Raw genomic sequence first — 13071 nt, forward strand, 5'->3', positions numbered from 1 at the left:
AATTTAAAAGCCCTTGGGCGATTTGCGTTGAAATCAAGCCCGTATTCAGGCTTCATTTGCATACGCTTTTGCCAATCAACTGTTGAAAATTGACTAAACGTCAGCAACTCGGTAGCAATTACCTAATTATAAGTATAATAAAACTATACCAAAGCACGTCAGCGGGTATGTTTCATACCCATCGGTATAGTTTTATATACTTAATTGCCATTCATGTAAGACTTATGAGTATTGCGCTACCGGATTGCGGCTGCGCACCTATCCGCTTGCCGGGCAACCCGGACCCCGGCGATTGATGTCACCAATAGGCAACGAATCGTCGCCATAGGGGGCACGGTTTGATCCAGATCAGCGCGCTGCACACAATTCTCTGGAATCATTAGACGTTACAAATTGGTAAAGGCATAATTTGATGTTTATGAAGTCTGTTGTACTGGCTGCGGCGCTGGCCGGGACCGTTTTTTCTGCTTCCGCGAACGCTCAGTCACAGGGCGAATGGACCCTTGGGGTGGGCGTGGGCTTTCTGGATCCGAAATCGGATAACGGCACGGTTGCCGGGGCCAGACTGGATATCAACAACAATACAAGGCCGATTTTCACCGCCGAGTATTTCATCCGCGACAATATCGGCATCGAAATTCTGGCAGCAACGCCCTTCAAGCATGATCTCAAGCTTGACGGCCAGCATATCGGGAATACCGACCATCTGCCGCCTACGATCTCGGTTAATTATCATTTTCCGACTTATAATGCGTGGAAGCCTTATCTGGGAATTGGTGCAAATTATACATTCTTTTTTGACACCCATTCGAATCTGGGCGATCTTGATATTGACAATAGTTTTTCCGCCTCGGTTCAGGCAGGTATCGACTACAAGTTCACCGACCGCGACGCCGCACGGGTCAATATCCGCTGGTTCGACCTTGACGCCGATGTCAAGCTGAACGGAGACAAGATCGGCAAGGCCAAGATCCAGCCCTGGCTGTTTTCGGTCGGGTATGTCCGCAGCTTCTGACCCTGCGACGCCCAATCGCATCGGGGCTTTTTCATCGCGCGTCGCGGCGCTAGACCTGTGTGACGCCCGCAGTTGAAAGAACGCCCCCATGCGCCTGCAAATCCTGCGCCACGCGCCGCCCCAGAACGCCGCCCGGCTGACCGGGCGGCGCGACATTGATGCCGATTGCAGCGACGGGGCGGCATTTTCGCGTGTTGCGCGGCTGATCGGCGCCGCGCCGCATGTCCTGTGCAGCCCGGCGCGGCGCTGCCTGCAAACCGCAGCGGGCCTGGGTCTGAACGATCCCGACACCGACCCCGCCCTGTGGGAGCAGGATTTCGGCGTATGGGAGGGCACCCCATACGCGGACCTGCCCGATCTGGGCGAACAGAGCGTAGCCGAACTGGCCACGATGCGCCCCGAAGGTGGCGAAAGCTTTCATGATATGGCGGATCGCGTGCGCCCTGCGCTGGAATCGCTGGCCCGCGATACGCTGGTTATCGCCCATGCAGGCACGGTCCGCGTAGCCTTGTCGATGGTCATCGGTCCCGCCGCTCTGTCATTCTCGGTTGCGCCGCTGTCGCTGACCACGATGCGCCGCACGCCTTCGGGATGGGCGGTCGAGGCGGTGAACGTGACATGCCCCTGACCGCGCTGATCGCTCTGGCGCTGGACGCCGTGATCGGCTGGCCCGACCCGTTGTTTCGGCGGATCGGCCATCCGGTGACATGGATCGGCGCGCTGATCGCCCTGCTGGACCGGCGGATGAATGCGGGGCGCGCGCGGGTGCTGAAGGGCACGGTCGCCAGCCTGATCGTCATCGCCGGCGTCGCCCTTCCGGCGCTGGCGTTGCAGCTGTGGCTGGGACCGGTCATCGCCGGAGTTCTGGCATGGCCGCTGGTGGCCGCACGGTCGCTGCATCAGCATCTGCGCGCCGTCCAGATCCCGTTGACCCGCGACGATCTGGCCAGAGCACGGGCCGCAACAGCGATGATTGTCGGGCGCGACATCAGCAATGCGGACGAACCCGCGCTGGCCCGCGCCAGCATCGAAAGCCTGGCCGAGAACGCCTCGGACGGGGTGGTCGCGCCGCTGTTCTGGGCGGCGGTGGCCGGGCTGCCGGGGATTGCCGCCTACAAGGCAATCAACACGCTGGATTCCATGATCGGCCACCGCACGCCCCGGCATCTGCAATTCGGCTGCTTTGCCGCAAGGCTGGACGATGTGGCGAACTGGATTCCCGCAAGGCTGACGGCGCTGCTGTTCACGCTGGCCTCGGGGCGGCTGGCCACGGCGAGCGTTGCCCTGCGCGACGCGCGGCTGCATCGCTCGCCCAATGCTGGCTGGCCCGAGGCCGCGATGGCCGCAGCGCTGTCGGTCCGGCTGTCGGGGCCGCGCATCTATGCCGGCCGGATCGCGGATGAGCCCTGGCTGAACGGCGCGGCCCGCGATCCGAATGTCAGCGATATCGGACGCGGGTTGGCGCTGTATCGCCGGGCAGTCGTCATCGCGGGGCTGCTTCTGCTGGGACTGACGCTGGCCCGCCTGGGGCTATAGCGACCGCATCGCCTCGGCTGCCAATTCGAAACTGTGCAATCGCGCGGCATGGTCATGAATTTGCCCGGTCAGGATCAGTTCGTCCGGCCTATAGCTGTCGATCAGCGCGCCAAGTTGGTCCTGCACCTGATCGCGGGTTCCCACTGCGCTGATCTTCAGTGCCTTGTCGCTGAGCGCGCGAAGCTGTGGCGGGATCACCGCGTCAAGATCGCGCACGGGTCGGGGCAGTTTACCCGGCATCCCAAGGCGCAGCGCTGCGAAAGCCTGCTGCATCGTGGTCCGCAAAAATGCGGCCTCGTCGGGATCATCGGCGGCAAAGACATTCGCGGCGATCATCACACGAGGGCCATCGCTCCAGCGCGAGGCGCGGAAACGGTCGCGATAGATGGCGATGGCCTGTTCCATCGCGTCGGGCGCGAAATGGCTGGCAAAGGCATAGGGCAGGCCCAGATGCGCGGCAAGCTGCGCGCCGAACAGGCTGCTGCCAAGGATCCAGACGGGCACATCCGTCCCCTCGCCCGGCAGCGCGCGAACGGGTGCGCCGGACCGTTCGGGGCCCAGATATTCCAGCAGCTCCACCACATCCTGCGGAAAGCTGTCGGCCATGGGATCGCGGCGCAGCGCGCGGATCACCGCGCCATCGCCGCCCGGCGCGCGGCCCAGTCCCAGATCGATGCGGTCGGGAAAGGCCGTGGCCAGCGTCCCGAACGCCTCGGCCACTGTCAGCGGCGCGTGGTTCGGCAGCATGATGCCACCCGCGCCGACCCGCATCCGGCTGGTCGCCTGTGCGACCAGACCGATCAGCACCGCGGTCGCAGCGCTGGCGATGCCTGGCATGTTGTGATGCTCGGCCATCCAGAACCGGTGATAACCCCAGGTTTCGGCATGCCGCGCCAGATCAAGCGTGTTGCGGATCGCATCCGCCGCCGTACTGCCCTCGGGCACCGGCGACAGATCAAGAACGGAATAAGGGATGCTGCTCATGCCACATAGCTAGGGCTTTCGGCTGGCTTTGCAACGGCGCGTCGGCAGTTTCTGCATGTGACGCCCCGTCACCCCCTCAGCCCATCTTGCGCAGATAGGTCCAGGTCGGCACCAGCGCATTGCGTGCCACTGACCAGCTTTCCGCATCGCCCAGATAGACGAAACCGCCATGAGTCAGCACCCGGCCCGAGCCGGGGTTATCCTGAAAAACCTCGGCAAACAGCGTGCGCGACTGATGCGGATTGGCCGCGACCAGCGCATCCACCGCCTCGGTCGCGAAACCGGTGTTCCAGAACCCGGCTCCGACCCAGAAACCCAGTTCCGACTGGTTTCCGTCCATCCGCGTCAGCGACACCACGCCCAGCAACTCGTCCAGATCGTGATGCGAGCCGTCAATGGCCCAGACATCCTCGGTCCGGTCGGCGGCAAGGGCGCGGGCGACAAAAGCCTCGGCCGCGCCGGGGGGCAGAGGATGAGGGATCGCGCGCGTCCCTTCGGCCACGCGGCGATCGGATGTGTAATGCGCGATCAGTCCGGTATCGGACGGGCGCAGCGGTCGCAGGACGAGGCGTTCGGTTTCGATGATGGACTGGTCCGACACGGCAGCGTCAGCCCTCACAAGATCGTCCAGTCTCGTCCCCTCCCTCATGGGTGCAGTCATTACCATTTCCCCCTCCCGGAAAACAGATATGTGAAAAAGCCGGGGGGACCGGCTTTCGCCGATCCCCCCTAACACCGAAATGTTAATTTTGGGTTACTCGGCGGCCACCGGCACGGCTGGAGTAATCGAAATGAAGGTACGCCCCTTCATGCCTTTCCTGAAGGTCACATGCCCGTCGGTCAGGGCGAACAGGGTGTGATCCCGGCCCATGCCGACATTGTCGCCCGGCCACCATTTTGTGCCGCGCTGGCGCACGATGATATTGCCTGCCGTGGCGGACTGACCGCCATACAGTTTCACGCCAAGACGGCGACCGGCGGAATCGCGGCCGTTGCGGGACGAACCGCCTGCCTTTTTATGTGCCATGGGTCGCTCTCCTTACGCTTGGGCTTTGGTGCGCGCGCCGACGGCGGCTTTCACGCCGGTTGCACCGGCACCGGTTTCCAGAACCTCGGTCACGCGCAGCAGGGTCAGTTGTTGACGATGGCCGCGGGTCCGCTGCGAGCTGTGCTTGCGGCGGCGCTTGACATAGGTAATGACCTTGTCGGCCTTGACCTGATCGATCACCTCGGCCTGCACGCAGGCCCCATCGACCAGCGGCGCGCCAAGGGTTGCGCCGACCATCAGAATTTCGTTGAACTGGACTGTCTCACCAGCCGCGGCATTCAGCTTTTCCACGCGCAGAACGTCGCCCGCCTGCACCTTGTATTGCTTGCCGCCCGTTTTCAGAACCGCGAACATCGCTTCGTTTCCTTCGTCTTCCGCGTCCTGCGGCCCCGGTCGGATCCGGCGTTTCGGGCTGCCCCGCCTTCGGACTGCGCCCCGCCCGAAAGACGGGGTTCATTGAAAATAACATACCGGCCAAAAGCACTTGCCCAGCCGGTCCGGCAGGATATGGAGGATTCGGATGGACAAGTCAAGCAAATCGCCGATACCTGTCTCACGGGGCGCACGCGGCCTTCCATGCCCCCGGAACCGGAGCGATCAGCATGCAACGCCTTTCCTGTCCCTCCTGCGGCGCACGCGCCTATTTTCACAACCTTGTCTGCGTCTGCGGCCTGCCGCTGCATTATGACCCCGAGGCGCGGGCGATGGTGAACGCGGCGGCCTCTTGCGGCAATCGCGACAGCATCGGCTGCAACTGGATCGCCGAAGGGGACGGACATCTGTGCCGGTCCTGCGCCATGTCGCGCGTGGTTCCGGCGCTGCATGTCGGTGACAACCTGTCCCTGCTGGCCGGGGCCGAACATGCGAAACGGTGGGTTCTGGTCAACCTGTCGCGATGGGACTGGTTCACCGATGCCGATCCGGGGATGCGCCCGGTCTTTCTGATGCTGTCGGAAAAGACCCAAGGCCGGACCGAGCGGATCGTCATGGGTCACGCCTCGGGGCAGATCACCATCAACGTCACCGAAGCGGACGAGTTGATCCGGCTGCAACGCCAAAGGCAACTGGGCGAGCAATACCGCTCGATGGTGGGGCATTTCCGGCACGAGCTGGCGCATTTCTGCTTTGACCGGCTGGCGCTTGCCCCCGGCTTTCTGCCCGCCTTCCGTGCGCTGTTCGGGGATGAGCGCGCCGATTACGCGACCGCGCTTCAGGCGCATTACGCCAACCCGCGCGATCCGGGCGAACAGTTCATCACAAGCTATGCGACCGCTCATCCCCACGAGGACTGGGCCGAGACATTTGCCCATCTGCTGCATCTGGTCGATTTCAGTGACAGTTTCGTCAATTGCGGCCTGTCCATGCCGGGACTTCCGACCGATCTGGACCCTTACCGCGAAACCGACAGCGCCCGGCTGCTGACCGCCGCGACCGAGATCGCCATCGCAATCAACAGCATCAACCGGGCGCTGGACAATGACGATTTGTATCCCTTTGTCCTGACCGGTCCGGTGCGCGAAAAGATGGCCTTTGCGCATGGCTGGATGCGCGATCATATCGGTCGGGAAGATCAGCCCGCCTTGTCCTCAAGCGTCAGCCATTCCTCTTCTGCGGCCTCAAGCGCGGTCTGACGTTCCGTCAGCGCCTCGGTCGCCTTGCTGAACCGGGCAGGAGCGGTCTGGTACAGGTCGGGATCGGCCAGAAATTCCGCCAGCTTTGCGATCTCGGTCTCCAGCCGTTGGATGATGGCGGGCAATTCCTCAAGCCGGTGCCTTTCCGTAAAACTAAGACCAGGCTTTGCCGGTTTCAGAGCCTCGGGCATTCTGGGCGCGGCCTGTTTGCGGGCAGGCGCGGCATCGGCAAGGCCATCCTCGCCGCGCTGGCCGCGATAATCGGTCCAGCCGCCGGCATAGATCACGGCGCGGCCATCGCCTTCCATCGCGACAGTGGTGTCGGCCACGCGGTCGATGAAATCGCGGTCATGGCTTACCAGCAGAACCGTGCCATCATACTCGCCCAGAATATCCTGCAACAGATCCAGCGTCTCGACATCCAGATCGTTGGTCGGTTCGTCCAGCACCAGCAGATTCGAGGGTTTCGCCATCAGACGCGCCAGCAGCAGCCGCGCCTTTTCGCCGCCCGACAGGCTGCGGACGGGGGCGCGGGCCTGCGCCTCGTCGAACAGGAAATCCTTCAGATAGCCGACGACATGCCGGGGCTGGCCACGCACCATCACCTGATCGGCCCGCCCCGAAACACGCATGTCCGGATCGCCGGTCAACGAATCCCACAGGGACAGTTCCGGGTCCAGCGCGGCGCGGGCCTGATCGAACACCGCCAGTTCAAGGTTCTTGCCAAGGGTGACATCGCCCTGATCGGGCGCGGCCTCTCCGGTCAGCATGCGGATCAGGGTGGTCTTGCCGACTCCGTTCGGCCCGACAAAGGCCACCCGGTCGCCGCGCATGATGCGCAGGTCAAAGGGCCGCAGCAGCACCCGGTCGCCAAAAGCCTTGGCAATGCCCTTGGCCTCGATCACCCGCTTGCCCGATTGCGGCGCGGCATCCAGCGCCATCGCCGCAGTGCCCTGCCGCCGGATCTGGGACGCACGCTCGGCCCGGAGGGCGGCCAGTGCGCGTACCCGGCCCTGATTGCGCTTGCGCCGCGCGCTGATCCCCTCGACCGCCCAACGCGCCTCGGCCTTGATCTTGCGATCCAGCTTGTGCCGGGCCTCGTCCTCGGCCGCCCAGGTGGTTTCGCGCCATTCCTCGAAAGCATCGAACCCCTTTTCCTGCCGCCTGACCTCGCCCCGGTCGATCCACAGGGTCGCCCGCGTCAGGTTGCGCAGAAAGGTCCGGTCATGGCTGATCAGCACATAGGCCGCGCGGGTCTGCAACAGATGATCCTCAAGCCAGCCGATCGCCTGAATATCCAGATGGTTGGTCGGTTCGTCCAGCAGCATCAGCTCGGGGGCCTGCGCCAGCAGCCGGGCCAGCGCGGCGCGGCGGCGCTCGCCGCCCGAAGCCGTCGAGACGGGGCGGTCAGGATCGAATTTCAGCCCCTCGGCGGCCATTTCGACGCGATAGCCCTCGGTCTCGGGCAGACCGGCACGGGCGAAATCGCCAAGCGTGGCGAAACCCGTCAGATCGGGATCCTGCTCCATATAGCCGGCATGGGCACCGGCGGTCAGCACGACCTGCCCCCGGTCGGGTTCGGTCAGCCCCGCCATGACCTTCATCAGCGTCGATTTACCCGATCCGTTGCGCCCGACCAGCGCCACCCGGTCGCCCTGCTGGACGGTCAGGGACAGCGCCTCGAATACGGGGTTGCCGCCGAAGGTCAGCGAGATGTCGGTCAGTTGTAACAAGGGTGCGCGTGCCATGGCTGCGCCCTAGCGCGCGGCGGGCGGGTGGTCAATCGGGCACGATGTCCGATTTATTTACTCGGTTATTGACGGGGGACAGTACGGGTGGCAGAACGGACGAAATTCTGACTAAAGGAGTCGAATATGCGATCCATGATCCTTGCCGCTCTGCTGGGGGCAACCGCCCTGCCCGCGCTTGCAGAAGAGGTGAACATCTATTCCCACCGCCAGCCGGAATTGCTGAAACCGCTGACCGACGCTTTTACCGCAAAGACCGGCATCACCGTGAATACCGCCTTTGTGGACAAGGGTATGGTCGAAAGATTGCAGGCCGAGGGCAGCCGCAGCCCCGCCGACCTGATCATGACGGTGGATGTCGCCCGCCTGGGCGAGGTCAAGGATGCGGGTATCACCCAGCCGGTCGAGGACGCAGCGCTTGACGCCGTCCCCGAGGGCCTGCGCGATCAGGACCGCAACTGGTTCGGCCTGACCACGCGCGCGCGGATCGTCTATGCCAGCAAGGAACGCGTGGCCGATGGAGAGGTGACGACCTATGAGGATCTGGCCGATCCGAAATGGAAGGGCCGCATCTGCACCCGCCCCTTCACGAACGATTACAACGTCGCCCTGACCGCCGCCTATCTGGCCCATCACGGCCCCGACGCCACCCGGCAATGGCTGGAGGGGGTCAAGGCCAATCTGGCCAAGAAACCCGAGGGCAACGACCGCGGTCAGGTCAAGTCGATCTGGGCGGGCGAATGCGACATCAGCCTGGGCAACACCTATTACATGGGCAAGATGCTGGAAGATCCCGAGCAGCAGGAATGGGCCAATTCGGTGCGCATCGTCTTTCCGGTCTTCGAAGATGGCGGCACGCATGTCAACGTCTCGGGCGTGGCGATGACCAAATCCGCGCCGAACCAGGACGCGGCCATGAAGATGCTGGAGTTTCTGGTCAGCGATGAAGCGCAGAAAATCTATGCCGAGACCAATTACGAATTCCCCGTCTCGGATCATGTCGAACGTTCAGAGCTGGTGGCAAGCTGGGGAGATTTCACCCCCGACAACGTTCCCCTGAGCGAAATTTCCCGCCTGCGCCCCGAGGCGCTGACCCTGATCGAAGAGGTCAATTTCGACGGCTGAACCCTGCCGGGGGCGGTGCCTTGCCGGGGGCGGTGCCTTGCCGGGGGCGGTGCCTTGCCGGGGGCGGTGGCCGGGGGGCGAGCCCCCCGGACCCCCTTGTTTCCCGGATCCGACCCGTTGACCAAGGAAGAACCCGTCACGCCTACCCAAAAAGCCGTGGTCAATCCCGCCGGCAAACCACCACTCGGGTTGCGCTTGCCTTGAAGCTTTGCTTCACTCTCTGCCGGAACCGGCCACCGCAGCCGGGATGCGCTGGACAATCAGGAATTGCTTGTTGCTGGCCTTGGACGATTTGGGGCTCGATCATTGCGAGGCGCGCTTATGGCATGGATGGCCTCGCCATATGAGTCTGGTCATGGCAGCCGCCGCCTCTGGCCTTGAAAAGCCGAAAAACTCGGTCGTGAGTCAAAAGCGACAGCCCTTGGTATGGTCTGATGACTTTATTTTGATTGTATTTTCAGGCTATAACCATTTGATTTTACGCTGATTCTGCGCCAATTTGATGATCAAATTGGCTTCCGTCAGCTATACAAGGCGCGACGCCCGCCAATTGTCCCCACGCCCGCGCTTGCAAAGCTTCTGACCAACGGGTTCCGGAATTCATCCGCCGACACCATGGCCGCATCGCACCCCTGCCGCCCGTTCCCGGCAGAGAACCGGCAGAGAACCGGCAGAGCCGGATTATGAACGGCCATTTTTCAGCGCCAAGCCCACCCTCGCAGGCAACGCGCGTGCAAGGCCAGACGGGCCTATCCCTGCTTCCGCCCCGCCTTTTCCGCCAGACCCGAGATCCCCTCGCGCCGTTCCAGCTCTGCCTCGATATCGGCCAGCGTCAGGTCATGCGCCGCCAGCATGACCAGCAGGTGATACAGCACATCCGCCGCCTCTGCCTGCAGGCGGTCGCGGTCGCCCCTGACCGCCTCGATCACGGCCTCGATCGCCTCTTCGCCAAATTTCGCAGCGCATTTCTCGGGGCCGAGGGCCAACAGCCGCGCCGTCCAGCTATCGTCGGGATCGGAGGATTTGCGAGCAATCACGGTCTGGGCAAGGCGGTGCAGGGCGGTCATGTCAACCTCATGGGGATACCGGCGGCGGTCATATGGGCCTTGGCCTCGGCAATGGTGAATGTGCCGAAATGAAAGATCGAGGCGGCCAGAACCGCGCTGGCATGGCCTTCGGTGACGCCCTCGACCAGATGATCCAGCGTGCCGACCCCGCCCGAGGCAATGACCGGAATGCCGACCGCATCGGCGATGGCGCGGGTCAGGGGCAGGTTGAAACCGGCGCGGGTGCCGTCCCGATCCATGCTGGTCAACAGGATCTCGCCAGCACCCTTCGCCTCGACAGTGCGGGCGAACCCGACAGCGTCAATGCCCGTGGGCTTGCGCCCGCCATGGGTGAAAATCTCCCACCGGCCGGGGGCGACGGTCTTGGCGTCAATGGCGGTGACGATGCACTGGCTGCCGAAACGGTCGGCGGCTTCGGCCACTACATCCGGGTTGGCCACGGCGGCAGAATTGAAACTGACCTTGTCGGCCCCGGCCAGCAGCAGCGCACGCACATCGGAATGGCTGCGCACGCCGCCCCCCACCGTCAGGGGAACGAAACACTGTTCGGCGGTGCGGGTGACAAGATCGAACATCGTGCCACGGTTTTCATGGGTGGCGTGAATGTCCAGAAAACAGATTTCGTCAGCACCGGCAGCGTCATAGGCGCGCGCGGCCTCGACCGGGTCGCCCGCATCGATCAGATCGACGAAATTGACGCCCTTGACCACACGGCCATCTGCGACGTCAAGACAAGGGATGATACGGGTCTTCAGCATGGGTTGCTTCTAGCGCGGCTTGCGGGTCCGGGAAAGGGGGGCTTTGCCCCCCGCGAAAGTCGCCCCTTCGACGGGGGCGGCTTTCGCAGCCCCTGCCCCGCATGCCGACAGTTCAGCGCAGGACGGCCAGTGCCTCGGCCAGATCCAGCGCGCCGTCGTAAAGCGCGCGCCCCGAGATCGCCCCGGCAATCACCCGCGTGGCAGCCAGTGCCTTGAGATCGGCCATGGACGAAACCCCGCCCGAGGCAATCACCGGGATGCTGACGGCGCGGGCCAGCGCCTCGGTCGCGGCAACATTCGGACCCTGCATCGCACCGTCGCGGTCGATATCGGTATAGATGATGGCCGCCACGCCCGCATCCTCAAAGCGGCGGGCCAGATCGGTGGCGGTCAGGTCGGTCTCGGTCGCCCATCCATGAGTCGCCACCCGGCCCGCCCGCGCGTCGATACCCACGGCGATGCGGCCCGGAAAAGCCTCGGCGGCATCGCGGACAAGCTGCGGATCCTCGACCGCGACCGTGCCCAGGATCACCCGGCGCAACCCGCGATCCAGCCAGCCCTCGATCGTCGCCATGTCGCGGATACCGCCGCCCAGTTGCGCCGGAATCCCGATCGCCCCCAGAATCGCCTCGACAGCACCTCCGTTGACCGGCTTGCCCTCGAAGGCGCCGTTCAGATCGACCAGATGCAGCCATTCGGCCCCGGCATCCTGAAAGGCGCGGGCCTGTGCGGCGGGATCGGTGCCGAACACCGTCGCCGCCTCCATGTCGCCGCGCAACAGGCGCACGCAATTGCCGTCTTTCAGGTCGATGGCGGGATAAAGGATCATGCCGTGCCTCGCAAGTTTCCGTTACGCCCCCTTTGCCAGTTCGGACGACAAAGTGAAAGGGCGGGCCTTCACCTTGCCCCCCGGCGCGCGGTATCCTGCGGGCAGGTTTTTTCCGCGGAGTACCCATGATGAAGATTTTTGCCCTTGCCGCCGCAACTGCCGCCCTTTTGGCCGCCAACGCTGCCAGCGCCGACCCGATCGAGGGAATCTGGCAGACACAGCCCGACAACGGATTCTTCGCCCGCGTCAGCATCACCCCCTGCGCAAAGGCCTTTTGCGGCACCATCGCCAAGACCTATCGCGACGACAAGGAGGTCAGCTCGCCCAATATTGGCAGGCAGATCCTGATCGACATGGTTCCCGACGGCAACGGCGGCTATCAGGGCCGTCTCTGGCGTCCCTCGAATAACAAGGTGTATATCGGCAAGGCCAGGCTCAGCGGCAACAGCATGAGCCTGTCGGGCTGCGTGGCAGGCGGATTGCTGTGCAAAAGCCAGACCTGGTCGCGGGTCAAGTAAACGCGCCTGCGCGCCTCGCCCGAAACGCGTTGTCTTCGCGCAATATGTCACCCTCGCGGCACCCTGCCCGCCATTGCGGAAAGGCTGGATGCGGCGTTTGCGCCGCATTGATACCGGGCTTTTGCAGTGTCGCGGCGGGTGTCCGCTGTCCAGCCCTCGCCCCGACGGCAGCAATATCCGCGCCTCCGGCCCTTGGGATCGGTCGTTTGTCGGGACAGTTGGCACAGGATTGCGGATAGATGACCCTGCCCGACTGGCGCGGGTCATCCGGCGGTGGGAAATGGTCCGGACGCGGCAACGGAGAGAAGGAAAACCTCTGCAATTCGGGGGTTCCCATGAAACATAACACATCACCCTGCGGAAACCCCTCGCCGCTTCAGGTGATTACGTTGAGCCGGGCCAGTCGATCGGATCCCGGCCCTGTCCGGTCAGCCAGGCATTGATGCGACTGAAGGGGTGACTGCCGAAAAAGCCGCGCCGGGCGGACAAGGGCGAGGGGTGGGCGGTGGCGATCCGCAGATCCTGCGGGCGGGGCAGGCCCGCCACTGCCTTTTGCGCATGTGCCCCCCACAGAAGAAAGGCTATCGGGCCGTGGCTCTGGGCCTTGGCGATGGCCTCGCGGGCCAGCCGCTCCCAACCCCATGCGGCATGCGCCCCCGCCGCGCCCGGCAGCACCGAAAGCGAGGTATTCAGCAACAGCACCCCCTGCCGCGCCCAATGCGACAGGTCGCCAGAGGCAGGCGCGGCACCGATATCATCGCGCATCTCGGTAAAGATATTGCGCAGTGACCGGGGCGGGGCGACGCCGGGAC

15 protein-coding genes and 1 pseudogene are annotated in these 13071 nt (G+C 63.9%); 7 read left to right on the forward strand and 9 right to left on the reverse strand.

All coding sequences use genetic code 11. The features are described from left to right. Window positions 1–418 precede the first annotated feature (418 nt). The 3 genes from ACK5L9_RS13830 (at window position 419) to cbiB (ending at window position 2551) form a co-directional block, all read left to right on the forward strand. Window positions 419–1015, forward strand: coding sequence for an OmpW/AlkL family protein (locus ACK5L9_RS13830; RefSeq protein WP_416912064.1), 597 nt, complete (start codon window positions 419–421; stop codon window positions 1013–1015). Window positions 1016–1103: 88 nt separating this feature from the next. Then, window positions 1104–1643, forward strand: coding sequence for a histidine phosphatase family protein (locus ACK5L9_RS13835; RefSeq protein ID WP_416912051.1), 540 nt, complete (start codon window positions 1104–1106; stop codon window positions 1641–1643). After that, the gene (cbiB, locus tag ACK5L9_RS13840) at window positions 1634–2551 is read left to right on the forward strand and encodes an adenosylcobinamide-phosphate synthase CbiB (protein WP_416912052.1); all 918 of its coding nucleotides are present in this window, start codon (window positions 1634–1636) and stop codon (window positions 2549–2551) included. The genes ACK5L9_RS13835 and cbiB overlap by 10 nt, the downstream gene beginning before the upstream one ends. On the opposite strand, the gene ACK5L9_RS13845 is transcribed toward cbiB, so the two are convergent. The 4 genes and pseudogenes from ACK5L9_RS13845 to rplU form a co-directional block, all read right to left on the reverse strand. Continuing rightward, on the reverse strand, window positions 2546–3526 hold the full coding sequence (locus ACK5L9_RS13845) for an LLM class flavin-dependent oxidoreductase (protein WP_416912065.1): 981 nt from the start codon (window positions 3524–3526) through the stop codon (window positions 2546–2548). The genes cbiB and ACK5L9_RS13845 overlap by 6 nt on opposite strands. A gap of 85 nt (window positions 3527–3611) precedes the next feature. Further along, entirely contained in the window at window positions 3612–4196 is a 585-nt protein-coding gene (locus tag ACK5L9_RS13850; protein ID WP_416912053.1) for a GNAT family N-acetyltransferase, read from the reverse strand. 93 nt (window positions 4197–4289) lie between these two features. Beyond that, window positions 4290–4562 (reverse strand): 50S ribosomal protein L27, encoded by a 273-nt coding sequence (rpmA, locus tag ACK5L9_RS13855; protein WP_416912054.1) that lies wholly within the window; start codon window positions 4560–4562, stop codon window positions 4290–4292. 21 nt (window positions 4563–4583) lie between these two features. Further along, window positions 4584–4937, reverse strand: a pseudogene (gene rplU, locus ACK5L9_RS13860) (50S ribosomal protein L21); the annotation flags it as partial. A gap of 248 nt (window positions 4938–5185) precedes the next feature. On the opposite strand from rplU, the gene ACK5L9_RS13865 reads away from it, so the two are divergent. Beyond that, window positions 5186–6214 (forward strand): zinc-binding metallopeptidase family protein, encoded by a 1029-nt coding sequence (locus ACK5L9_RS13865; RefSeq protein ID WP_416912055.1) that lies wholly within the window; start codon window positions 5186–5188, stop codon window positions 6212–6214. Here ACK5L9_RS13865 and ACK5L9_RS13870 read toward each other — a convergent pair. After that, window positions 6154–7962, reverse strand: a complete 1809-nt coding sequence (locus tag ACK5L9_RS13870; protein ID WP_416912056.1) for an ABC-F family ATP-binding cassette domain-containing protein — start codon at window positions 7960–7962, stop codon at window positions 6154–6156. The two genes, ACK5L9_RS13865 and ACK5L9_RS13870, sit on opposite strands and share 61 nt — an antisense overlap. 126 nt (window positions 7963–8088) lie before the next feature. Here ACK5L9_RS13870 and ACK5L9_RS13875 point away from each other — a divergent pair, with 126 nt between their 5' ends. Together ACK5L9_RS13875 and ACK5L9_RS13880 are read left to right on the forward strand one after the other, a co-directional pair. Continuing rightward, a complete protein-coding gene (locus tag ACK5L9_RS13875) occupies window positions 8089–9087 on the forward strand; it encodes a Fe(3+) ABC transporter substrate-binding protein (protein WP_416912057.1) in 999 nt (332 codons plus the stop codon). Between the two features lie 274 nt (window positions 9088–9361). Next, entirely contained in the window at window positions 9362–9574 is a 213-nt protein-coding gene (locus tag ACK5L9_RS13880) for a hypothetical protein (protein WP_416912058.1), read from the forward strand. A gap of 262 nt (window positions 9575–9836) precedes the next feature. Here the strand turns inward: ACK5L9_RS13880 and ACK5L9_RS13885 are convergent, their stop codons facing one another. From ACK5L9_RS13885 to hisA, 3 genes are all read right to left on the reverse strand, one after another. After that, window positions 9837–10154 carry a phosphoribosyl-ATP diphosphatase gene (locus ACK5L9_RS13885; protein ID WP_416912059.1) on the reverse strand — a complete coding sequence of 106 codons (318 nt, stop codon included), beginning with the start codon at window positions 10152–10154 and terminating at the stop codon, window positions 9837–9839. Beyond that, window positions 10151–10912: an imidazole glycerol phosphate synthase subunit HisF gene (gene hisF / locus ACK5L9_RS13890; protein ID WP_416912060.1), complete on the reverse strand. Its 762-nt coding sequence runs from the start codon at window positions 10910–10912 to the stop codon at window positions 10151–10153. The genes ACK5L9_RS13885 and hisF overlap by 4 nt, the downstream gene beginning before the upstream one ends. A 112-nt stretch (window positions 10913–11024) precedes the next feature. Beyond that, the gene (gene hisA / locus ACK5L9_RS13895) at window positions 11025–11741 is read right to left on the reverse strand and encodes a 1-(5-phosphoribosyl)-5-[(5-phosphoribosylamino)methylideneamino]imidazole-4-carboxamide isomerase (RefSeq protein WP_416912061.1); all 717 of its coding nucleotides are present in this window, start codon (window positions 11739–11741) and stop codon (window positions 11025–11027) included. 125 nt (window positions 11742–11866) lie between these two features. Here hisA and ACK5L9_RS13900 point away from each other — a divergent pair, with 125 nt between their 5' ends. Continuing rightward, entirely contained in the window at window positions 11867–12259 is a 393-nt protein-coding gene (locus tag ACK5L9_RS13900; protein ID WP_416912062.1) for a DUF2147 domain-containing protein, read from the forward strand. Between the two features lie 384 nt (window positions 12260–12643). Here ACK5L9_RS13900 and ACK5L9_RS13905 read toward each other — a convergent pair. Then, window positions 12644–13071: uracil-DNA glycosylase (locus ACK5L9_RS13905; RefSeq protein WP_416912063.1), on the reverse strand; the 428-nt coding region annotated here is incomplete at its 5' end.

The sequence above is a fragment of the Paracoccus sp. (in: a-proteobacteria) genome (genome assembly GCF_047973135.1).
Taxonomy (GTDB): domain Bacteria; phylum Pseudomonadota; class Alphaproteobacteria; order Rhodobacterales; family Rhodobacteraceae; genus Paracoccus.